The sequence below is a fragment of the Streptomyces sp. WMMC500 genome (assembly GCF_027497195.1).
Taxonomy (GTDB): domain Bacteria; phylum Actinomycetota; class Actinomycetes; order Streptomycetales; family Streptomycetaceae; genus Streptomyces.
Map to the genome: position 1 here is coordinate 5,025,525 of NZ_CP114905.1, position 22,127 is coordinate 5,047,651.

Genomic DNA, 22,127 nt, shown 5'->3' on the forward strand with positions numbered 1-22,127 from the left:
CGGTCGGCGTCTTCCTACGTGCCCGGCGTCTCCTGCGCCGTCAGCCGCCCGGCCACGTCCCGCAGCCCCGCGAGGTCGTGCACATCCCCCGGCAGCGCGGTGACCTGAGTGACCGGAACCTCCGGGTGCAGCGCCGCGAAGCGGTCCCGCGTACGGCGCTCGTGCGCCAGCACCTGCATCCGCTCCGCATGCAGCCGCAGCAGCGCCGCGGCTTCCGCGCCCGCCGCGCCCGCCGCCCCCGCGCTCTTCGCGCCGGAGCCCGCGTCGTCCACGCCCCGCTCGTCCAGCGCCTCCGCCGCCGCCAGCGCGCGCTCTGCGCTCAGTTGCGCCGCGTCGCTCTCATGCACGCGGTTGAGCACCAGTCCCGCCAGCGGCATCCGGTCCGCTTCGAGCCGTTCGACAAAATATGCCGCCTCCCGCAGCGCGTCCCGCTCCGGGGTCGCCACCACCAGGAACGCCGTGCCCGGCGCCTGCAGCAGCCGGTACGTCGCCTCCGCGCGCGTGCGGAAGCCGCCGAAGAGCGTGTCCATCGCCGCGACGAACGTCTGCACGTCGCGCAGCAGGGACGCACCCAGCAGCTTGCCGATCGTGCCCGTCATCATCGACATCCCGACGTTGAGGAACTTCATCCCCGCCCGGCCGCCGGCCTTCGCCGGCGCGGTCAGCAGTCTGATGAAGCGCCCGTCGAGGAAGGAGCCCAGCCGCTTCGGCGCGTCCAGGAAGTCCAGCGCGGAGCGGCTCGGCGGGGTGTCCACGATGATCAGGTCCCAGGAGTCCCGGGCCCGCAACTGGCCCAGCTTCTCCATCGCCATGTACTCCTGCGTGCCGGCGAAGCCGGCCGACAGCGACTGGTAGAAGGGGTTCTCCAGGATGGCGCGGGCCCGGTCGGCGTCCGCGTGCGCCTCGACGATCTCGTCGAAGGTGCGCTTCATGTCGAGCATCATGGCGTACAGCTCGCCGGACCCCTCGATGCCCTCGACCCGCCGCGGGCTGTTGTCCAGGGCGTCGATGCCCATGGACTGCGCCAGCCGCTTCGCCGGGTCGATGGTGAGCACCACGACGCGGCGGCCGCGCTCCGCGGCCCGTACGCCGAGGGCGGCGGCCGTCGTCGTCTTGCCGACGCCGCCGGCGCCGCAGCAGACGACGATGCGGGTCTGCGGGTCGTCGAGGAGCGCGTCGGCGTCCAGCCGGGGCGCGGTGTCGAGGCTCATAGGGACCACTGCTTTCCCAGCTCGCCGGAGAGCCGGTAGAGGCCGGCCAGGTCCACTCCCTCGGTGAGCAGCGGCAGCTCGTACTGCGGCAGCTCCAGCCGCGCCAGCGCGGCCCGTTGCGTACGTTCCAGGGCCAGCCGCTCCGCGTGCTCACGTGCCTGCCGCAGCAGCGGCGCGACCAGCCGCTCCGCCCGGGCGCCCCGGCTCGCGCCGCCCAGTCCGGCGGCGGACAGCGCGGCGGCGAGGGCAGCCGGGTCGGTCGCGGCGCGTTCCAGCTCGGCTTCGTCCATCAGGGCCGGGCGCACCATGTTGACCACCGCGGCGCCGACCTGCAGCCCGGCCTCGCGCAGTTCGGCGACGCCGTCGACGGTCTCCTGCACGGGCATGTCCTCGAGGAGGGTGACGAGGTGCACGGCGGTGCGGGCCGAGGTCAGCACCCGCATCACGGACCGGGCGTGGTTGTGGATGGGTCCCGCCTTGGCCAGCCCGGCGACCTCGGCGTTGACGCCCAGGAAGCGCGTGATGCGGCCGGTCGGCGGGGCGTCCATGACGACCGCGTCGTACGCGTGCCGCCCGTGCTTGTCCTGGCGGCGGGCGGCCTCGCACGCCTTGCCGGTGAGCAGGACGTCGCGCAGGCCGGGGGCGATAGTGGTGACGAAGTCGATGGCGCCGAGGCGGCGCAGTGCGCGCCCCGCGCTGCCCATCCGGTAGAACATCTGCAGGTAGTCCAGCAGGGCCTGCTCGGCGTCGATGGCGAGCGCGTAGACGTCGCCGCCGCCCGGCGCGGAGGCGATGCGCCGCTCTTCGTACGGCAGCGGCTCGGTCTCGAAGAGCTGGGCGATGCCCTGCCGCCCCTCCACCTCGACGAGCAGGGTGCGCCTGCCGTCGGCGGCCAGAGCCAGCGCCAGGGCGGCGGCGACGGTCGTCTTGCCGGTCCCGCCCTTGCCGGTCACCACGTGCAGCCTTTGGAGCCCGCTCATGTCCGCGAGCCTAATTCCTCGGACCGCGACTCAGCAGACCGCCTCCGCCCGACGGCCCCGAGCGGCCGCCGCCGGCGGCGGGCTAGAGTCTGGCCCATGACGAAGTGGGAATACGCGACCGTGCCGCTGCTCGTACACGCCACCAAGCAGATCCTGGACCAGTGGGGCGAGGACGGCTGGGAGCTGGTCCAGGTCGTGCCGGGGCCGAACCCCGAGCAGCTCGTGGCGTACCTGAAGCGGGAAAAGGGCTGATGGCCGGGCGGGTCGAGGCGAAGCTCGCGGAGCTGGGGCTCAGCCTGCCCGAGGTCGTGCCGCCGCTGGCGTCGTACGTGCCGGCGGTGCGCAGCGGGCCGTACGTGTTCACCGCGGGGCAGCTCCCGATGGTCGACGGCGCGCTGCCGCTGACCGGGAAGGTCGGGGCGGAGGTCACGCCGGAGGAGGCCAAGGAGCTGGCGGCGCGCTGTGCGCTGAACGGGCTGGCGGCGATCAAGTCGGTCGCCGGGGACCTCGACCGGGTCGTACGGGTGGTGAAGGTCGGCGGCTTCGTCGCCTCGGCGCCGGACTTCACGGGGCAGCCGGGTGTCGTCAACGGGGCGAGCGAGCTGCTGGGCCGGGTGCTGGGCGAGGCCGGGGTGCACGCGCGGAGTGCGGTGGGGGTCGCGGTGCTGCCGCTGGACGCGCCGGTGGAGATCGAGTTCCAGGCGGAGCTGGGCGAGTAGGCGGAGTGCGGCTGCTCCCGGGCGGGCGGGCGAAGCCGGGCGCGGGCGTCGGCGTGGTCGGAGTTGTCCACATGCCGCGGGTTGTCCACAGGCTGCGGATCGCCCACTCGAACATGGCGTCGGCAGCCCGTAGGCTCCCGGTCATGTCCGAAATGAACGCCGCGAACGCAGCGACCGGGGAGAACGTCCGGTGGGTTCCGCCCGCCGAGCGCATCCGCGCGCTCGCCCGCGGCGAGCTGACGCCGGTCACGCCGCGCCGCGCGGCGACGGTGCTGCTGCTGCGCGGCACGGCGCCCGACGGCCCGTGGGTGTACATGCTGCGGCGCAAGACCTCCATGCCCTTCGCCGCCGGTGCGTACGCCTATCCGGGCGGCGGCGTCGACCCGCGGGACGAGCGCCCGCTCGACCGGGCGGCCTGGGCGGGGCCGTCTCCGGCGCAGTGGGCGGCGCGGCTGGAGGTGGCGGAGCCCGTGGCGCAGGCGGTGGTGTGCGCCGCCGTGCGGGAGACGTTCGAGGAGGCCGGTGTGCTGCTGGCCGGGGTCTCGGCGACGGAGGTCATCGCGGACACCACGGGGGCGGACTGGGAGGCGGACCGCGCGGCGCTGGTCGCCCGCGAGCTGGGCTTCGCCGACTTCCTGGCGCGCCGGGGGCTGGTCGTACGGACCGATCTGCTCGGCGCCTGGGCGCGCTGGATAACCCCCGAGTTCGAGACCCGGCGGTACGACACGTGGTTCTTCGTCGCCGCGCTCCCCGAGGGCCAGCGCACGCGGAACGCCTCGACGGAGGCCGACCGTGCGGAGTGGGTCAGGCCCGCGGAGGCCGCCGCGGGGTACGAGCGGGGCGAGCTGGCGATGCTGCCGCCGACGATCGTGATGCTGCGCGGGCTGCGGGAGTACGGATCGTCGGCCGAGGCGCTGGGCGCGGCGGGGGAGCGGGATCTGTCGGCGGTGCTGGTGAAGGCCAGGATGGAGGGGGACGAGGTCGTGCTGAGCGCTCCGGGGCACGAAGAGTTCACGCGGAGGCTGCCGTCATGAGGGCGGCGATGCCCGTGAGTCCTGTGATTCCGGTGAGTCCTGTGATTCCGGCGGAGACGGCGGGGGTGGTCGTATGACGGACGCGGCGGCGTTGCCCGGGCAGCCGCGCGGCGGCGTGCTCGGCGGACCGGCCACCGCCCGGGCGACGTGCGTGCTGGCGCCCAACGCCTCTCCCATGACGCTCGACGGTACGAACACGTGGATCGTCGCCGAGCCGGACGCGGAACGCGCCGTGGTGATCGACCCCGGGCCGCTGGACGAGGGCCATCTGGCGGCGGTCGTGGCCACCGCGGAACGGGCCGGCCTGCGGGTGGCGCTCACGCTGCTCACCCACGGGCACGCGGACCACGCCGAGGGCGCGGCCCGCTTCGCGGAGCTGACGGGGACGAAGGTGCGGGCGCTGGACCCGGCGCTGCGCCTCGGCGGCGAGGGGCTGGCCGCGGGGGACGTGATATCCGTCGGCGGGCTGGAGCTGCGGGTCGTACCCACGCCGGGACACACGGCGGACTCGCTCTGCTTCCACCTGCCGGCCGACGCCGCCGTGCTCACCGGTGACACGGTCCTCGGCCGCGGCACGACGATGGTCGCCCACCCGGACGGCCGGCTGGGCGACTATCTCGACTCGCTGCGGCGTCTGCGGTCGCTGACGGTGGACGACGGCGTCGCGACGGTGCTGCCGGGCCACGGGCCGGTGCTGGAGGACGCGCAGGGCGCGGTGGAGTACTACCTGGCCCACCGCGCGACGCGGCTGGCGCAGGTCGAGACGGCCGTCGAGAACGGGTACCGCACTCCGGCGGACGTGGTGGCGTATGTGTACGCGGACGTGGACCGCTCGCTGTGGCCGGCGGCGGAGCTGTCGGTGCGCGCCCAGCTCGCCTACCTGGAGGAGCACGGCCTGATCAGGTAGCCGGGGCCGCCCGGCGGCGGCCCGGTGTCAGCGCGAGCGCTTGGCGAGCCGCTCCACGTCGAGCAGGATCACGGCCCGCGCCTCCAGGCGCAGCCAGCCGCGGCTGGCGAAGTCCGCGAGCGCCTTGTTGACCGTCTCCCGGGAGGCGCCGACGAGCTGGGCCAGCTCCTCCTGCGTCAGATCGTGCACCACGTGGATGCCCTCGTCCCCGGGGACGCCGAAGCGCCGCGAGAGGTCCAGCAGGGCGCGGGCGACGCGGCCCGGGACGTCGGAGAAGACCAGGTCGGACATCTGGTCGTTGGTGCGCCGCAGCCGGCGGGCGACCGCCCGCAGCAGCGCGGAGGCGACCTCGGGACGGGCGTTCAGCCAGGGCTGGAGGTCGCCGTGGCCGAGGCCCAGCAGCTTGACCTCGGTCAGCGCGGTGGCGGTGGCCGTGCGGGGGCCCGGGTCGAACAGGGACAGCTCCCCGATCAGCTCGCCGGGGCCGAGCACGGCCAGCATGTTCTCGCGCCCGTCGGGGGAGGTGCGGTGGAGCTTGACCTTGCCCTCGGTGACGACGTACAGCCGGTCGCCGGGCTCGCCCTCGTGGAAGAGCGCGTCACCGCGCGACAGCGTCGCCTCGGTCATGGAGGCACGCAGCTCCGCGGCCTGCTCGTCGTCGAGCGCGGCGAAGAGCGGCGCGCGCCGCAGAACGTCGTCCACGAGTTCTCTCCTTGTCGGGGTGCCCGGGCGACCGCGGGCCGTTGCTCGGTCGGCCCGTTCGCTTTCCATGATGCCGGACAGTAAAACAGTGCGATCAGTCACAAGTTTGACGTACCGCAGGGTGAACCGTACGCCAGGGGTCCGATTGGCGGCACTTTTCCCGTGCTCAGCGGTGGGCGCCCGGGGGTCGCGCGGGGGCGCGCGGTTGCGCGTGGAGGCCTGGGCGGGGGCTCAACGAGCCGGTCGGGGCGCCGTCGTGCGCGACGCGTGGGTTGACCCGTACGGCCCCATTCCGCTCTCAGCGAACGCACCTCCCGCAACCCGATAAACCGGACATCACACCGCCGTGACAGTGCGCTGTGCGCACCGTGCCAGCGGCTCCCGGCACGCTCCTTCCCGCAGACCGAGAAGGAGACACCCGCATGAGCTACGCATTCAGGGCCGAGGGCCTGGTCAAACGGTTCGGCGCGACGACCGCGCTGGCCGGCGTCGACCTCGCGGCCCGGCAGGGCACCGTCCTCGGCGTCCTCGGCCCCAACGGTGCCGGCAAGACCACGGCCGTACGCATCCTGGCCACCCTCCTCAGCCCCGACGAGGGCACGGCGACCGTCGGCGGCCTCGATGTCGTACGCGACGCCGGCGAGGTGCGCCGGCTCATCGGGCTCACCGGCCAGTACGCCTCCGTGGACGAGGACCTGACCGGCACCGAGAACCTCGTGCTCATCGGCCGCCTCCTCGACATGCGCGGCGCCGCCGCCCGGGCCCGCGCCCGGGAGCTGCTCGCGCACTTCGAGCTGACCGAGGCCGCCGCCCGCCCCGTGCGGACGTACTCCGGCGGCATGCGCCGCCGCCTCGACCTCGCGGCCTCCCTCGTCGGCCGGCCCGACGTCATCTACCTCGACGAGCCGACGACCGGCCTGGACCCGGTGCGCCGCGAGGACGTCTGGGGCATCGTCCGCTCGCTCGTCCGGGACGGCGTGACCGTCCTGCTCACCACCCAGTACCTGGAGGAGGCGGACGCGCTCGCGGACGAGATCTCCGTCATCGACCACGGCCGCGTCATCGCCCACGGCACCCCCGCCGCGCTCAAGCAGCGCGTCGGCGGACGCCACCTCGACCTGCGTCCGCTGGACCCGGCGCGGCTGCTGGAGTCGGCCCGGATCCTCGCGGCGGTCGCCGGCACGGAGCCGGAGTCGCCGGCGCGCGGCACGCTGACCGTCCCCGTCGAGGACGACGGCATGCTCACCGCGGCCGTACGCCGCCTCGACGACGCCGGGATCGCGGTTTCCGAGCTGGCGCTGCGGCTGCCCGACCTGGACGACGTGTTCTTCACCCTCACCGGCCACGGCACGGCAGCGCCGGCCGGATCCGTCACCGAGGCCGCGGGCGAGGCCCGTACGGCGCAGACCGAGGAGGCCGTCCGATGACCACGACCACGCTCACCTCCCCCGAGCGCGCGGCCGTGCCGTCCCGCCGCAAGGACGCCACGCGCCCCTTCGCGCTCGTACGGCACAGCCTCGCGCTCGCCGGCCGGAGCCTGACCAAGACCGTGCGCACGCCCGAGCAACTGATCGACGTGACGCTGCAGCCGATCCTGTTCGTCGTCATGTTCCTGTACCTGCTCGGCGGCGCGGTCGCCGGCTCGACCCAGGAGTACCTCCAGACCCTGCTGCCCGCGCTCATCGTGATGAGCACGGTCTTCGCCTCCATCCAGACCGGGATCAACCTCAACGACGACATCAAGAAGGGCATCTTCGACCGCTTCCGGAGCATGCCCATCGCCCGTTCCGCCCCGCTGATCGGCTCGGTGCTCGGCGATCTGATCCGGTTCGTCGTGCTGATCACGGTGCAACTGGGCTTCGGCTACGCGGTGGGCTTCCGGATCGAGACCGATCCGCTGTCGGCGCTGGCGGCCTGCCTGCTGGTCATCCTCTTCGCGTTCTGCCTGACGTGGGTGTTCGTGCTGATCGGGATGCTGGCACGGGAGCCGGGGGCGGTGCAGGGCATCGGCTTCATGGCGATGTTCCCGCTGACCTTCGGGACCAACGTACTGGTGCCCACCGACACCCTCCCCGGCTGGCTGCAGGCGTGGGTCGACGCCAACCCGGTGACGGCGGTGATGGAGACGGCCCGCGGGCTGATGGTCGGGGGCGCGGTCGCGGGGCCGGTGCTGGAGACGGTGCTGTGGAGTGCGGGGGTCCTCGCGGTGTTCTTCCCGCTGGCGGTGGCGGCCTACCGGCGGCGGGCCTGAGGGTCCGGGGCGTCGCTGACGTACGCGCGGAGCAGTCCGATGGCGTCGCCCTGCTTGAGCGCGGCGCCGCGGGACCGGGCCGGGTCGAAGTCCGCGCCGAGGGCGCGGCGCAGCCGGGCGGCCAGTTCCGCGGCGTCCGGCAGCGCCACGTCGCCGACCCCGCGGACGGCGTCGGCCGCGCCGAGCAGTTCGGCGGCGCGGGTGAGCCGCGAACGTTCAAGTCCGGGTCCGGCGGACGCGGCCCCTGCCCCGGTGCCCTCGTCCTCCGCCAGCGTCGCCACGCCGACCCCGACGATCGCGACCACCGGCATGTCCTTGACCGCGATGGCGACGTCGAGCGCCGTCGCCATCTCCGTACGCGCACCGGCCACGTCGCCCCGTACGCACGCCAGCAGCGCTCGCCCTGTCCGTACGATCGCCTCGATCTGCGGCACCGCCACGCCGCCCCGCCGCAGCGTCGCCAGCGCCTCCTCGTACCACCGCGCCGCCTCGTCCCCCTCCCCCGCCCAGCGCGCGAGGTCGCCCAGGACGTCGCGGCAGAGCGCCGCGACGTGCGAGCGGCCGTCGCGCGCCGCCGAACGCAACACGCGGTGCAACTCGGCGCGCGCCTCCTCCGTGCGCCCCTGCGCGGCATCGAGCTGGGCGAGCCGGGTGCGCAACTGGCCCACGTCGTCCTCGGCGTGCACCTCGTGCATCAGCCGCAGCGCCTCCTCGAACCCCGCCCGCGCCCGTTCCGCCTCCCCGAGCAGCGCCCGGTACTCGGCGAGCTGGTGCAGCGCCATCGCCAGCCCCCACCGGTCGCCGATCTCGCGGAACTCCGCCGCCGCCACCTCCAGGTCCTCCACCAGCCCCGGCCCGTACCCCCGGTTCTCCCGGAAAGCGGCCCGCATCATCCGCAGCAGCGCCCGCGCCCACGGGTCCGGGTGCCCCAGCCGCGTCTCGATCACCGCGAGCCCGCGTTCCTCGTCGTCCGTGAACACCGCGATGCCCGGTTCCAGCAGTGCCAGCATCGGGTGCCCGCCCTCGGGGTCGACGCGGGCCGCCAGTGTCCTCAGCTCCTCGACGGTCTCCGCGCTGGGCTGGCTGCGGCCGGTGGTGGCGGAGTTGATCAGGTAGAAGCCGAGGGCGACCGCGTGCGGTTCGAGCGGCCGGTCGCCGGGGACGTCGAGGGCGAGGCGCAGCCAGTCGGCGGCCTCGGTGTGGTGCCCGAGGATCGTCCAGTAGATGCCGAGGGCGGCGGCCATGCGGACCGAGGTGTCCGCGTCCGCGGCGTCGATGGCGTGCCGCAGGGCCGCGAGGAGGTTGTCGTGTTCGGCGTCGAGCAGGGCGATCCAGCCGAGCTGTTCCCGGCCGCGTACGTGCGGGTCGGCGGTCTCGGCGAGCCGCAGGAAGTACGCGGTGTGGGCGGCCCGTACGCGATCCAGGTCACCGGCCTCGGCGAGGCGGTCGCGGCCGAACTCGCGGATGGTCTCCAGCATGCGGTAGCGCGGACCGGCGCTCGGCGCGCCTTCCGCGCCCTGCGGTGCTTCCGCACTCTGCATCTGCAGCAGGGACTTGTCGGCCAGCGCGGCGAGCAGGTCGAGCGCGGTGACGACGTCCATACCGCACACGCCCGCGACGGATTCGGGGGTCGCGCCGCCCGGGAACACCGACAGCCACTCCGCGAGCCGCCGTTCCTCCTCGCCCAGCAGCTCCCAGCTCCAGGCGACGACGGCCTGGAGCGTACGGTGCCGGGGCAGCGCGGTCCGGCTGCCGCTGGTCAGCAGCCGGAACCGGTCGTCCAGACGGGCCGCGACCTGTTCGACGGGCAGTGAGCGCAGCCGGGCGGCGGCCAGTTCGATGGCCAGCGGCAGGCCGTCGAGGCGGCGGCAGACCTCCGCGACGGCGGCGGCGTTGGCGGGGCCGACGGCGAAGTCGGGGCGGGCGGCCCGGGCGCGGTCGGCGAAGAGGCGGACGGCGGGGGCGGCGGCGAGGGCGTCCGAGGCGTCCGGCGTGTCCGGGGCGTCCGGCGCGGGCAGGCCCAGGGGCGGGACGGGGCAGAGGGTCTCGCCGTCGGTGCCCAGCGGCTCGCGGCTGGTGGCGAGCACGCGCAGCTCGGGGCAGCGGCGCAGGAGATGGTCCACGAGGTGGGCGGCGGCGGAGACGACGTGCTCGCAGTTGTCGAGTACGAGCGTGGTGGGCGCGGCGGCGAGGGTCTCGGTGAGCCGGGTCAGCACGTCGCGCGGGGGCAGGTGGCGGTTGTCGAGCACGGCGGTCTCGCGCTGGCCGAGGGCGCCGAGCACGGCGAACGGGACGTCGTCGCCGCCGGTCACGGGCGCGAGCTCGACGAGCCACACGCCGCCGGGGGAGGTGTCGAGCAGCCCGGCGCCCACGGTGGTGGCCAGGCGGGTCTTGCCGGCGCCGCCGGGTCCCGTGAGGGTGACGAGCCGCGAGGCGTCGAGCAGCGCGTGCACCCGGCGCAGCTCGTCGGCGCGGCCGACGAAGCTGGTGAGGGCCGCGCGCAGGTTGGTGCGGACCGGGGGCGCGGGCTCGTCGGGGGCGGGCTCGTCAGGGGCGGGCCGCCCGGCGTCGGCGCCGCCGCCCGTCCGCGTACGGTCCGGACCGGCGGCGCCGCCCGGGCGCGTACCGAGCGTCCCGCCGGCGCCTATCGGCGTCGCGCCGTACGGCCCGGCAGAACCGGCGCCGCCCCACCCCGGCACCTCGCCCCGCAGCACCGCCACGTGCAGCTCCCGCAGGTGCTCCGACGGGTCCGCGCCCAGCTCCTCCGCGAGCAGCGCGCGGTACTCCTCGAACGCCGCGAGCGCCTCCGGCTGCCGGCCCGTCGCACACAGCGCGCGCATCAGCAGGGCGCGCGGGCGCTCGCGCAGCGGGTGCGCCGTCGTCAGCGCCTCCAGCTCGGGGACCGCGGCACCGGGGCGCCCGGCCCCCGGGCTGCCCGCGGCGAGTCCGGCCTCGGCGAGTCCGGCCTCGATGCGGTCCTCGGTGGCCGCCAGCCGCAGCTCGTCCAGCCGGTGCGCGGGCGCCGCCGCGAACGGCGCGTCCGCCACGTCCGCGAGCGCGGGCCCCCGCCACAGCCCCAGCGCCTCCTCCAGCAGCCGCCGCGCGGCCACGGGGTCGCCGGCTGACAGCGCCTCGCGCCCGGCGTGCGCCTGCCGCTCGAAGCGCACCGCGTCCACCGCCTCCGGGGGCAGCGCGAGCCGGTAGCCGGCGGGCCCGTACGCGAGGGCGTCGGCCCGGCCGAGCGCCCGGCGCAGCCGGGAGACGAGGGACTGCAGCGCGTTGCCGGGGTCGGCGGGGGCGGCGTCGCCCCACAGGTCGTCGGCGAGCAGTGCCGTGCCGACGTACTTCCCGGGGTCGAGCGCGAGCCGGACGAGCAGCGCGCGCAGCCGGCCGCCGGTGATCTCCACGGGCACCCCGCCGGCGGCCACCTCCAGCGGACCCAGCACCCCAATGCGCACGACGCCAGCCTCTCACGCACCCCGTGAGCGGCCGATCTCCTTTTACCCGCCCCTGACCGCGGGCCCCCGCTCCCTCCCCACGGGTATTCGGGACCCGGGACCCCAGACGCGAGATCCCGGACCCCGTCCCCCGGATCCCGGCGCCGGTGCGGACGCGGACACCGGCGCCGGGCCGTCCCGGTGGGTCCCGCCGGCCGCGGGTGCCCACCGGGCGAACAGGTCGGATCCGATCAGACCCGATCCGCGGCGATCAGCAGGTACTGGAAGCTCCCGCTGCGGTACGCCGTGAGGAACACGTCCTCGATCCCCGTGGCCACCGAGGACTTCGTCCGCAGCTCCCAGTACGGGATCGTGGCCTCGGTCAGGTCGATGACCGCCGCGGGCACCAGCCGGTGCGCCACCAGTTCCCTGAAGTACGTCGACCGCGGGTGCACGTTGCAGATGTAGTGCGCGTTGATCTGGCTGACCGCGCGGGACGGCAGCCCGTAGGCGTCGTTGTAGCAGCCGGTGATGGTCACGTACCGGCCGCCGCGGGTGAGGAGCCGCGCGTGCTCCTCGAAGAGCTGGGCCAGCTCCACGTACATCGTGCTCTCGTTGTTCCAGATCCCGCGGAACGCGCCCGTCTCGAAGCCGGTGTCGAGCATGTTCTTCAGGTGGAAGCGCACCGCGCTCCCGATGCCGCGGCGCTGCACCTGGTCGTTGGCGAAGGCGACCTGGGACTGGGAGATCGAGATACCGTCGACGCGGCAGCCGAATCGTTCGTGCGCCATGAAACTCGTGCCGCCGCGGCCGGAGCCGGCGTCCAGCAGCCGGGCGGCGGGGCCCGGGTCGCCGAGGTGGTCCAGCAGGAGGGTGGCCTGCGCGGTCTCCAGACGGTGCATCTCCGCGATGATCCGCGCGTCCCTGGTCTCCTCCGGGCCCGCCAGCACGGACTGGTCGACCTCGCCGATGCCGTAGTGGTGGTGGTACGTCCCGCTGACGTCGCCGAGCCTGAGGTTGACCGGGTCCTTCTCGCGGTTCCAGTAGTCGGCGATGGAGTGCTGGTACGGGCTGGTGAGGACCTTCGTGTCGGCGGCTGCCGCCATGGTCGTTCTCCTTCTGAGGCGTGCTGAGAAGTGCAGAGGCTGCTGAGGCGTGGTCGAGGACGTGCCGGCGCGGGACGCGTGGGGGCGTCGGGCGGACATGCGGGCACGTCAGCGGACATGCGGGTACGTCAGGGGGACTGGCGGCGGGCCCGGCGGCCGCGATGTCGGGAGGGCCGGGCGGGCCGGGCGGGTCAGGCGGTCTGGTAGCGCGCGCTCGTGGCGTGCCACTCCTTGCAGCCGCCCATCCAGGCCCACACCCCGGCCAGGAAGCGGCCGAGCTGCGGGGAGCCGGCGGCGGTGAGGGCCGCGGCCTCCGCCTCGTAGGTGTGCATCAGCTCGTCGTGGATGAGGGCCGTCCGGTCCACGGCCTCCTGGAGGGTGCAGCCTTCCTCGGCGGCGATCAGGTTGGGCAGGTTGGTGTCCGTGGGGTCTTCCTTTCCCATCGAGTACAGATCGTTGAGGAGCACGCTGGCGGTGCCCGCGTAGAGGTAGGTGCGGCGGACCCGGGCGTCGGCGAACTCGTCGGGCGGCAGCTCGTACCCGCCGACGGGGTCCACGAGGACCATGCAGGGGAAGAACGCGTTCTCGTAGCGGTGCAGCAGGTACTCCCACACCGCGGGGGTGCGCTCCGAGGCGCGCCACTCGGCCTCCTGGCCGTACCCGACGAACATGACGGCCAGCTCATGCCGCAACCGGGCGACCTGCGTGGGGCCCGCGTACCGCGAGAGGTGCGCGAGGGCGGAGCGGAACGCGCGCAGCACCGGCTCGCGCTGGACGGTCTCCTCGAACTGCGGCATGTAGCGCGCGGGGAGCCGCACGGGGTCGATGACCGCGTGCGCCAGCGCCATCCGCTCGCCGAGCAGGGCGGGATCCGCGTCCTCGCCCTCGTCCACCCAGTGGTCGTCGACGGACCACTCGGCCAGGCCGCACTTGGCGGCGGCCAGCAGCCGGTCCGCGTCGTCGCAGTCGGGGTGGGCGAGCATGAAGAGGCGGCCGAACTGGTGGGAGCGCAGACGCTCGATGCGGCCGGTGAAGATGCCGATCTCCTCGGCCCACTCGACCAGGCGCTCGTTGACCTCCTCGCCGAGCGCGGGGTCGTTGCGAACGGCGTCCGGGCAGTACAGCGGCGGGATCCGCAGGCCGCCCCGCTCGGTGCCGCCGTCGGGCGGGGGCGCGGTGCCGGACTCGGGCCCGGCGGGGGCGTCGGCTTCGGGCCCTGAGCCGGATCCCGGCTGCGGACCGGCATTCGTATGGGCGGGGGGCTCCGCCTCGCGGGGCGGGGCGGCCTGCGGTACGCACCCGGACAGCGGGCGCGCGGCGGCGGTGCCCAGCCCGGTGGGGGCGAGGGGGAGGAGGGCGCGGAGTGCTTCGGCGGGTGCTCCGGTCATGCGCGACACCCGGCCTGGGCGGAGGCCGGCGAGGAGATCGTCATACTTCGACGCTAGGCATCTGCGCCGAGTGCGGCAATCGCTCGAAAGAGTAGGCATAAAAGGGGGATTGGCCGGGTGGAGATCCCTCCGAGAAGTCGTCGGGTGAAACGGTTGCGTTTCTCCCGTGCGGGATCTAGCGTGGACATCAGGAAACAATTCTGTATGAAAGGGACCGACCGTCATGTCCGGCAGCCCCGTCGGCCCACTCCCCGGCCAGCCCGCCGGCGCCCGGATCCGCCGCCCCCGGATGACGCCCGAGCGCGAGCGCGAGCTGCTGGAGGCCGTGCTGGGCGTGCTGCGCGAGTCGGGGTATGAGGCGCTGTCGATGGACCTCGTCGCGGCCCGCGCGCGCTGCAGCAAGGCGACGCTGTACCGGCAGTGGCACAGCAAGGCGGAGATGGTCGTGGCCGCGATGATCGCGAACCGGCCCGTGGACCCGGGCGCCGTCGACACCGGCTCGCTGCGCGGCGATCTGATCAGCCTCGTCGGGGAGTTGTCCACCACGGCGGAGAAGGACACCGCGCTGATCGCCGCGATACACCACGCCGCGCTCACCGACGGCGACCTGGCCGCGACGCTGCACACGTCGCTCGCGGACTACGAGTTCACGCATCTGACCGGGCTGCTCGACCGGGCGGTGGAGCGCGGCGAGCTGCAACGGCGGCCGGGCGCGGCCGAGTTCCTGCCGCAGTTGCTGTTCGGCGCGGTCGTCACCCGTCCTCTGATAGACGGGGCGTTCGCCGACTCCACGTATCTCGCCCGGTTCGTCGACCTGGTGGTGCTGCCGGCACTGCGCCACTCCTGACCCGTAAGGCGCCCTCGACCCTCACCGGCCGCCCCGCGCCGTCCGCAGCCCGCTTCGGCTGCCGGCTGCCGTACGCCGTACGCCGTCCTCCGACCGTCACCCCCGGGCCCGGCCCGTACCGCACCGACCCGCGTCCGCACGCGGCCCCGCACCGGAACCCGGCCCTCCGCGCATCTGACCCCCCACACGGAGCCCGCCATGTCCCGTACCCGTGCCGAAGCCGGCGGCGACCCCGGCGACGCCGACGCGTCCGACGCCGAGGCGTCCCAGGCCGAGCGCGCCCACCGCCACCGCTGGCTGATCCTCGGCGTCCTCGGCCTCGCCCAGTTGATGGTCGTCCTCGACGTGACCATCGTGAACATCGCCCTGCCGTCCGCCCAGGACGACCTCGGCTTCGACAACGGCGACCGGCAGTGGGTCGTCACGGCGTACTCGCTGGCCTTCGGCAGCCTCCTGCTCCTCGGCGGCCGGATCGCCGACCTCGTCGGCCGCAAGGTCACCTTCCTCGTCGGCCTCGTCGGCTTCGCCACCGCGTCGGCCGTGGCCGGCGCCTCCGTGAACTTCGAGATGCTCGTCGTCGCCCGCGCCTTCCAGGGCGCCACCGGCGCGCTTCTCGCCCCGTCGGCGCTGTCGCTGCTGACGACGACGTTCACCGACAAGGACGAGCGGGCGAAGGCGTTCAGCGTCTACGGCGCCGTGTCCGGCGCGGGCGGCGCCATCGGCCTGCTCCTGGGCGGCCTGCTCACCGAGTACCTGGACTGGCGCTGGACGCTGTACGTGAACGTGCTCCTCGCCGTCGTCGCCTTCGGCTTCGCCTTCGTGCTGCTGATCCGTACCGCACGGGACCGGAGCGTCACGCTCGACGTGCCGGGCACGGCCCTGGTCACCGCCGGGCTGTTCTGCGTCGTCTACGGCTTCTCCAACGCCGAGCACCAGGACTGGGGCGCGCTGGCCACCTGGGTGCTGCTGATCGTCGGTGGCCTGCTGCTCGTGGCGTTCGTCCGGTGGCAGGAGCGCAGCCCGCACCCGTTGCTGCCGTTGCGCATCCTCGCCGACCGCAACCGCGGCGCGTCCTACCTCGGCATGCTGATCGCCGCCGCCGGCATGTTCGGCGTCTTTCTGTTCCTCACGTACTACCTGCAGACCGGTATCGGCTACACGCCGATCGAATCCGGTGTGGCCTTTCTGCCGATGGTCGGCGCCCTGGTGTTCGCCGCAACGCTCGCCACCAACGTCCTCCTGCCGCGCTTCGGGCCGCGGCTGGTGCTGCCGGCGGGCATGGCGGCCGCGACCGCCGGGCTGGCGTGGATGACGAGCCTGGACTTCAACAGCTCGTACGCCGCGCACATCCTGCCGATGACCTTCGTGGCCGGCCTCGGCCTCGGTCTGATCGTGGCGACGGCGATGAGCCTGGGCACGCTGGGCGTCTCCGTGCACGACGCGGGCGTGGCCTCCGCGACGGTCAACGCCATGCAGCAGGTGGGCGGCTCCATCGGCATCGCGTTGCTCAATACCATCTCCGCGAGCGCCGCCACCGACTACGTCTCCGGGCGCAACCCCAGGGACCCGGCCGTGCGGGCGCAGGCGGCGCTGGAGAGCTACCACACCGCGTTCTGGTGGTCGGCGGGCTTCTTCGCCGTCGGCGCCGTGGTGACCGTCCTCCTGTACCGGTCCGGCGTGCCCGAGGAACTGAAGGGCGGAGCGCCCACGATCCAGACGTGAGCGGCCCGCCCGCGACCTACGCCACGCCCGCTCGCCCGCTCACACGACGAGCAGCGACTTGCCCACGGTCGCGCGCCGGGCGAGCGAGTCGTGCGCGTCCACGGCGCGCGCCAGCGGGTACGTCGCGCCGATCACCGGCCTGATGCGGCCCGCGGCGGCGAGGTCCAGGGCCTCGACGAGCGCGGCCCGCGCGACGGACGCGGGGGGCGGGCCGCCCGCCAGGAGGTCGGTCACCCGTACCCCCCGCTCCGCGGCCGCGCGCGGGTCGATCTCGGCGAAGCCGCCGTCGGACGTCCCGTACGTCGCGAACCTGCCGCCCCGCGCCACGGTCCGGAACACCTCCCGGCCCAGCTCGCCCCCGGCGCCGTCGAAGGCCAGGTCGACGCCGTCCCCGCCGGCGGCCTCGCGGACCCGGTCCTGCCAGCCGTCCTCTGAGTAGTCGACGGCGTGCGCCGCGCCCAGCTCACGTGCGAGGGCGAGCTTGCGCTCACCGCGCGCCGCCGCGACGACGCGCGCCCCCGCGTCGCGCGCCAGTTGCAGCACCAGCGACCCCGCCCCGCCGGCCGCCGCCGCCACGAGCACCGTCTCGCCCGCGCGCGCCTGCCCCGCGCGGGCGAGGAGTACCGCGGTGGTGCCGTCGTGCAGCAGGGCCGCCGCCTCGGCCGTGCCGAGCGCGTCGGGGACGGCGGCGATCTCCGCCACCTCGGCGACGACCTGCTCCGCGTACCCGGCGGAGGCCGGGGCGACCACGCGCCGCCCGACCCACGCCGCGTCGACGCCCTCGCCGACGGCCAGCACGGTCCCGGCGCCGCCGCCGCCCGGCACGTACGGCGGCCGCACCGGAAAGATCTCGCCGCCCCAGCCGGCGCGCAGCAGGGTGTCCAGGTAGATGACGTCCGCCATCTCCAGCCCCACCACGACCTGCCCCGCCCCGGCCACCGGCTCCGGCACCTCCGCCGGCACCAGCACCTCGGGCCCGCCGAACTCCCGTACCTCGATCGCACGCACCGCGACCACGCTCCCGTCCTGATCGACTCGACGCGGCCAACGTAGGAGTTCAACAAAGGTTCAGGTCAAGCGACGTCCCCCGGGGTCCCGGGCGGCGGGGTCGTTCGCCCGTACGGCCGGCCTCCCCCCGGCCGTACGCGTACCGCGTACGGCCGGGGGAGGGGGTCAGGACGTCCGGACGGACGTGCCCTCGTGGTCCAGCCGTTCGTCTTCCGGGGATCTGGGCTGGGGCATGGTGTTCCTGACGGAGTCCAGGATGGTCAGTCCCTGGCCCACCAGCCCCGCCGTGAGCTGACCGAGGCCGTCGGCCCCGTTCAGCACGTTGATGTTCGCGCCCTTCAGGCCGGCCGCGGCCCGCTCGACGATGTTCGGGAGCTGGTCGATCAGCTTCTGGTCCAGCGCCACCCTGTCGTACGAGGACGCCGCCTCGGCCTGGATCTTCATCCGTTCCGCCTCGGCGAGCGCCAGCACCCGGACCCGCTCGGCCTCCGCCTCGGCCGGCTTGACCACCTCCGCCTGCAGTTCCTGCTGGCGGAGCCGGGCCGCGCGCTCGGCCAGCTCGGTCTGCGCCGCGAGGACGTCCTGCTGCGCGTGCGCGTGCGCCAGCGGCCCGGCCTGCGCCGCCTCCGCCTCGACCCGGCTGACCTCCGCCTGGTACTGCGCCCGCACCATGGCGGTCTGCCGGGCGTACTCGGCCTGCTTCCGCGCGGACTCCTGCTCCGCCTCGGACGCCTTCTGCGCCGCCCGCGCCTCGGCGATCTTCGCCTCGCGCTGGATGGCCGCCTGGTGGGGAGCCGACATCGCCTTGATGTAGCCGGTGTCACCGTCGTCGATCGACTGGATCTGGAACGAGTCGACGATCAGGCCGATCCTGCCCATCTCGCTCTTGGAGGTCTCCACCACCTCGGAGGCGAGCTTCTGCCGCTCCGTGACGATCTCCTCGACCGTCATCGAACCGATGATGGCCCGCAGGTGGCCGGCGAAGATCCGCCCGGTCAGCACCGACATCTCCTTCTGCTCGGAGAGGAAGCGCTGCCCCGCGTTGACGATGCTCTCGATGTCGTTGCCGACCTTGAAGGCGATCACCGACCGTACGGTCAGCGGGATGCCCTGCCTGGTCACGCAGTACTCGGCGACCTCCGACTCGTGCATCGCCAGCGACAGGAAGCGGGTCTTGCGGAAGATCGGTAACACGAACCTGCCGTGCCCGACGACGACGCGGAACGGTGCCCCGTCCCGCCGGCGCCTGCCGCCCGACACGAGCATGGCCTGGTCGGGGGCCGGAACGCGATAGCCGAACATGCTTACCTCCTCACTCCACGGTGCCGATGCCGCCGGTCAGTTCGTCCAGCGGATCGGCCCACGCGATCACGGTGACCTGGCGACCGCCGCAGTACTCGGTGACGAGTACCTCCGCTCCCTGCGGCAACGGCTCGGCGGACCAGGCGAGAAAGGTCTCGGTGCCACCCCGGACCCGCACCAGCACCTCGCCGGGGCCGGCGGACCCGCGGGTGGGGATGACGAGCACGCCCAGACAGCCGATCACGGCGTCGTCAGGCACCATCGATGGATTCCCCTCCATCACCCTGCTCGCGACGTTCATGCGTACCCTACTCACGACGACGGTCACTCAATCTTGGTTTCGCCCGCCCGGGAGGGGGCCCCGGCGGTTTCGCTCTTGGGTGTCAGTCGGGGCCCGTAGGCTGGCCCCCATGGCGAAGAGTGGCGAGGCAGCGCCCGCGGCCGGGGGCCGCGCGGTGGTGCGCAAGGCGAAACCGGCGCCGACACGGACGGGGCTGGTGCGGCAGGCCCGGCGGATCTACCGCGAGCTGGCCGAGGTGTATCCGTACGCGCATCCGGAGCTGGACTTCGAGAACCCGTATCAGTTGCTCATCGCCACGGTGCTCTCCGCGCAGACCACTGACCTGCGGGTGAACCAGACGACCCCAGCGCTCTTCGCGAAGTACCCGACGCCCGAGGACCTGGCCGCGGCCAATCCGGAGGAGGTCGAGCAGCTCATCCGGCCCACCGGGTTCTTCCGCGCCAAGACCAAGTCGATCATGGGCCTTTCGCAGGCCCTGCGGGACGACTTCGGCGGCGAGGTCCCGGGGAATCTGAAGGACCTGGTCAAGCTGCCGGGCGTGGGCCGCAAGACGGCGTTCGTCGTGCTGGGCAACGCCTTCGGGGTCCCCGGCATCACGGTCGACACGCACTTCGCCCGGCTCGTGCGGCGCTGGAAGTGGACCGAGCAGACCGACCCCGACAAGATCGAGCAGGAGGTCGGGTCCCTCTTTCCGAAGAAGGACTGGACGATGCTCTCGCACTACGTGATATTCCACGGCCGGCGCATCTGCCACGCCCGCAAGCCCGCCTGCGGCGCCTGCCCCATCGCCCCGCTCTGCCCGGCGTACGGCGAGGGGGAGACGGACCCGGAGAAGGCGCGCAAGCTGCTGAAGTACGAGAAGGGCGGCATGCACGGCCAGCGCCTCAAGCCCCCGCCGGACTACCCCGGGAAGCCCGCGCCGCCGCTGGGAGCCGCATGACGCGCTCACGCGGTACGCCCGGCCGGCCGGGCGGCGGTGCCGCCGCGGGTGCGGCGCGGGACACGGCGGAGGAGGCGGCGGCCGGCGCTTCGGCGCGCGCGGGGGCGGTTGAAGCGCGCGGTGAAGCGGGCGGGGGCGCGCGCGACGGCGCGGGAGCCCATGGCGCCGCGGACGGGCGCCCCGAAGGCGCGGATTCCGCCCGTACGTCCGTGGGCCGTACGCCCGTGTCCCGTACGCCGGTGTCCCCCACACCCCCGTCCCGTACGCCCCCGTCCCCTACCCCGCCGTCCCGCACGCCCCAGTCCCGTACACCCGTCGCCGTCAGCGACGCCGGGCTGCCCGGCTGGCTGGGGCCGGTCGCCGACGCGGCCCGCACCGTACGGCCGGAAGAGCTGAGCAGCTTCCTCCCGCCCGACGGCGACGGCGGCCGGCCCGCGGCCGTGCTCGTCCTCTTCGGCGACGGCGACGACGGCCCCGAGCTGCTGCTCACCGAGCGCGCCAGCTCGCTGCGCTCGCACGCCGGCCAACCCTCCTTCCCCGGCGGCTCCCTGGACCCGGAGGACGGCGATCCCGCCGGCGAAGGGCCGCTGCGCGCCGCGCTGCGCGAGGCGCAGGAGGAGACGGGGCTCGACCCCGCGGGCGTGCAGGTGTTCTCCGTGCTGCCCCGGCTGTACATCCCGGTCAGCGGCTTCGTCGTCTCCCCCGTGCTCGGCTGGTGGCGCGAGCCCAGCCCCGTCCGCGTCGTCGATCCGGCCGAGACGGCACGGGTGTTCAGCGTCACCGTGGCGGATCTCACCGACCCGGCGAACCGCGCCATGGCCGTCCATCCGCGCGGCCACCTCGGCCCCGCGTTCCTCGTCCGCTCCACGCTGGTCTGGGGTTTCACCGCCGGCGTGATCGACCGCATCCTGCACCTGGCCGGCTGGGAGCGCCCGTGGGATCGTGACCGCCGGGTGCCGCTGGACTGGCGCACATGAGACGGTGACCGGGTGAACGTGCTGGACATCCTGCTGGTGGCGGCGGCCGTGTGGTTCGCCGTGGTCGGCTATCGCCAGGGCTTCGTGGTCGGCATCCTGTCCGTGTGCGGGTTCGTCGGCGGCGGGCTGCTGGCCATCTATCTGCTGCCGGTCGTCTGGGACCTGGTCACCGACGGCGCCGCCCTCGGCCCGACGGCCGCGTTCGGTGCCATCGTGCTCGTCCTCATAGCGGCCTCGGTGGGTCAGGGACTCACCACCCACCTCGGCAACCAACTGCGGCAGTACATCACCTGGTCCCCCGCCCGCTCCCTCGACGCCACCGGCGGCGCGCTGGTCAACGTCGCGGCGCTGCTGCTCGTCGCCTGGCTGCTCGGTACGGCGCTGGCGTCGACGACGCTGCCGACCGTCGCCCGCGAGGTGCGCGCGTCGAAGGTGCTGGGCGGCGTGGCCGAGGTGATGCCGAAGAGCGCCGACACCTGGTTCGACGAGTTCAGTTCCGTGCTGTCGGAGAACCGCTTCCCGCAGGTCTTCGCGCCGTTCCAGAGCGAGCGGATCACCAACGTCCCGGCGCCGGACCCCGCGCTGGTGGGCAGCCCGGTGGTGGAGCAGGCCCGGGACAGCATCGTCAAGGTCGTCGGCACGGCCCAGTCCTGCGGCAAGGTGCTGGAGGGCACCGGCTTCGTCTTCGCGCCGCAGCGCGTGATGACCAACGCCCACGTCGTCGGCGGGGTCGACGAGCCCACCGTGCAGATCGGCGGCGAGGGCCGGCTCTACGACGGCGAGGTCGTGCTCTACGACTGGGAGCGGGACATCGCCGTGCTGGAGATCCCCGAACTGGACGCCCCCGCCCTGCCGTTCGACCAGGAGGACGCGGGCCGCGGCGACGACGCCATCGTCGCCGGCTTCCCGGAGAACGGCGGCTTCGACGTACGGGCGGCGCGCGTGCGCGACCGCATCACGGCCAACGGCCCGGACATCTACCGCCGCGGCACGGTCAACCGCGACGTCTACTCGCTCTTCACCCTCGTCCGCCAGGGCAACTCCGGCGGCCCGCTGCTCAACCCCGAGGGCGCCGTCGTGGGCGTCATCTTCGCCAGGTCCATGGACGACCAGGACACCGGCTACGCGCTGACCGTCGACGAGGTGCGCGACGACATCGAGCGCGGGCGCACGGCGACGCGGCGCGTGGACAGCGACAGTTGCGCCATGTGAGACGCCCGGGGCGGACCCGGGTGTGACAGAGGGGGCAGGGCCGGTGCACGCACCCCGGCGGGCGCTAGTGCACGCGCCGCAAC

20 protein-coding genes are annotated in these 22,127 nt (G+C 74.1%); 11 read left to right on the forward strand and 9 right to left on the reverse strand.

Annotated elements, in window-relative coordinates; translation table 11 throughout:
- Positions 1–14: 14 nt before the first annotated feature.
- Complete coding sequence (locus O7599_RS21640) at positions 15–1,211, reverse strand: ArsA family ATPase (protein ID WP_281617257.1); 1,197 nt, start codon at positions 1,209–1,211, stop codon at positions 15–17.
- Entirely contained in the window at positions 1,208–2,191 is a 984-nt protein-coding gene (locus O7599_RS21645) for an ArsA-related P-loop ATPase (RefSeq protein ID WP_281617258.1), read from the reverse strand. The genes O7599_RS21640 and O7599_RS21645 overlap by 4 nt, the downstream gene beginning before the upstream one ends.
- Before the next feature lie 96 nt (positions 2,192–2,287).
- Between O7599_RS21645 and O7599_RS21650 the strand changes: the two genes are divergently transcribed.
- The 4 genes from O7599_RS21650 (at position 2,288) to O7599_RS21665 (ending at position 4,851) form a co-directional block, all read left to right on the forward strand.
- Positions 2,288–2,443 carry a DUF4177 domain-containing protein gene (locus O7599_RS21650; RefSeq protein ID WP_181790812.1) on the forward strand — a complete coding sequence of 52 codons (156 nt, stop codon included), beginning with the start codon at positions 2,288–2,290 and terminating at the stop codon, positions 2,441–2,443.
- Positions 2,443–2,910: a RidA family protein gene (locus tag O7599_RS21655; RefSeq protein ID WP_281617259.1), complete on the forward strand. Its 468-nt coding sequence runs from the start codon at positions 2,443–2,445 to the stop codon at positions 2,908–2,910. The genes O7599_RS21650 and O7599_RS21655 overlap by 1 nt, the downstream gene beginning before the upstream one ends.
- Positions 2,911–3,062: 152 nt before the next feature.
- Positions 3,063–3,944, forward strand: coding sequence for an NUDIX domain-containing protein (locus O7599_RS21660; RefSeq protein ID WP_281623466.1), 882 nt, complete (start codon positions 3,063–3,065; stop codon positions 3,942–3,944).
- A gap of 73 nt (positions 3,945–4,017) precedes the next feature.
- Positions 4,018–4,851, forward strand: a complete 834-nt coding sequence (locus O7599_RS21665; protein ID WP_281617260.1) for an MBL fold metallo-hydrolase — start codon at positions 4,018–4,020, stop codon at positions 4,849–4,851.
- Positions 4,852–4,878: 27 nt separating this feature from the next.
- Here O7599_RS21665 and O7599_RS21670 read toward each other — a convergent pair whose 3' ends face one another.
- Entirely contained in the window at positions 4,879–5,553 is a 675-nt protein-coding gene (locus O7599_RS21670; protein ID WP_181788951.1) for a Crp/Fnr family transcriptional regulator, read from the reverse strand.
- 422 nt (positions 5,554–5,975) lie between these two features.
- Between O7599_RS21670 and O7599_RS21675 the strand changes: the two genes are divergently transcribed.
- Positions 5,976–6,980, forward strand: a complete 1,005-nt coding sequence (locus O7599_RS21675; RefSeq protein WP_281617261.1) for an ATP-binding cassette domain-containing protein — start codon at positions 5,976–5,978, stop codon at positions 6,978–6,980.
- A complete protein-coding gene (locus O7599_RS21680; protein WP_281617262.1) occupies positions 6,977–7,804 on the forward strand; it encodes an ABC transporter permease in 828 nt (275 codons plus the stop codon). The genes O7599_RS21675 and O7599_RS21680 overlap by 4 nt, the downstream gene beginning before the upstream one ends.
- Here O7599_RS21680 and O7599_RS21685 read toward each other — a convergent pair.
- The 3 genes from O7599_RS21685 to O7599_RS21695 form a co-directional block, all read right to left on the reverse strand.
- Complete coding sequence (locus tag O7599_RS21685) at positions 7,786–11,262, reverse strand: BTAD domain-containing putative transcriptional regulator (RefSeq protein ID WP_281617263.1); 3,477 nt, start codon at positions 11,260–11,262, stop codon at positions 7,786–7,788. The two genes, O7599_RS21680 and O7599_RS21685, sit on opposite strands and share 19 nt — an antisense overlap.
- Before the next feature lie 230 nt (positions 11,263–11,492).
- Entirely contained in the window at positions 11,493–12,347 is an 855-nt protein-coding gene (locus O7599_RS21690) for a geranyl diphosphate 2-C-methyltransferase (protein ID WP_281617264.1), read from the reverse strand.
- 191 nt (positions 12,348–12,538) lie between these two features.
- Positions 12,539–13,735, reverse strand: coding sequence for a family 2 encapsulin nanocompartment cargo protein terpene cyclase (locus O7599_RS21695; protein WP_281617265.1), 1,197 nt, complete (start codon positions 13,733–13,735; stop codon positions 12,539–12,541).
- 223 nt (positions 13,736–13,958) lie between these two features.
- Here O7599_RS21695 and O7599_RS21700 point away from each other — a divergent pair, with 223 nt between their 5' ends.
- Both O7599_RS21700 and O7599_RS21705 read left to right on the forward strand, forming a co-directional pair.
- The gene (locus O7599_RS21700; RefSeq protein ID WP_281617266.1) at positions 13,959–14,582 is read left to right on the forward strand and encodes a TetR/AcrR family transcriptional regulator; all 624 of its coding nucleotides are present in this window, start codon (positions 13,959–13,961) and stop codon (positions 14,580–14,582) included.
- A gap of 198 nt (positions 14,583–14,780) precedes the next feature.
- Positions 14,781–16,304 carry an MFS transporter gene (locus tag O7599_RS21705; protein WP_281617267.1) on the forward strand — a complete coding sequence of 508 codons (1,524 nt, stop codon included), beginning with the start codon at positions 14,781–14,783 and terminating at the stop codon, positions 16,302–16,304.
- Positions 16,305–16,343: 39 nt separating this feature from the next.
- Here the strand turns inward: O7599_RS21705 and O7599_RS21710 are convergent, their stop codons facing one another.
- The 3 genes from O7599_RS21710 to O7599_RS21720 form a co-directional block, all read right to left on the reverse strand.
- Positions 16,344–17,321: a zinc-binding dehydrogenase gene (locus O7599_RS21710; protein ID WP_281617268.1), complete on the reverse strand. Its 978-nt coding sequence runs from the start codon at positions 17,319–17,321 to the stop codon at positions 16,344–16,346.
- A gap of 156 nt (positions 17,322–17,477) precedes the next feature.
- Positions 17,478–18,614 carry a flotillin family protein gene (locus O7599_RS21715; protein WP_281617269.1) on the reverse strand — a complete coding sequence of 379 codons (1,137 nt, stop codon included), beginning with the start codon at positions 18,612–18,614 and terminating at the stop codon, positions 17,478–17,480.
- Positions 18,615–18,624: 10 nt separating this feature from the next.
- The gene (locus O7599_RS21720; protein ID WP_281617270.1) at positions 18,625–18,876 is read right to left on the reverse strand and encodes a hypothetical protein; all 252 of its coding nucleotides are present in this window, start codon (positions 18,874–18,876) and stop codon (positions 18,625–18,627) included.
- Positions 18,877–19,024: 148 nt separating this feature from the next.
- Here O7599_RS21720 and nth point away from each other — a divergent pair, with 148 nt between their 5' ends.
- The 3 genes from nth to O7599_RS21735 all read left to right on the forward strand — a co-directional run bounded on the left by nth (position 19,025) and on the right by O7599_RS21735 (position 22,044).
- A complete protein-coding gene (nth, locus tag O7599_RS21725) occupies positions 19,025–19,855 on the forward strand; it encodes an endonuclease III (RefSeq protein WP_281617271.1) in 831 nt (276 codons plus the stop codon).
- 224 nt (positions 19,856–20,079) lie between these two features.
- The gene (locus O7599_RS21730) at positions 20,080–20,832 is read left to right on the forward strand and encodes a CoA pyrophosphatase (protein WP_281623467.1); all 753 of its coding nucleotides are present in this window, start codon (positions 20,080–20,082) and stop codon (positions 20,830–20,832) included.
- A gap of 12 nt (positions 20,833–20,844) precedes the next feature.
- The gene (locus O7599_RS21735; protein ID WP_281617272.1) at positions 20,845–22,044 is read left to right on the forward strand and encodes a MarP family serine protease; all 1,200 of its coding nucleotides are present in this window, start codon (positions 20,845–20,847) and stop codon (positions 22,042–22,044) included.
- The last annotated feature ends 83 nt before the right edge of the window (positions 22,045–22,127 follow it).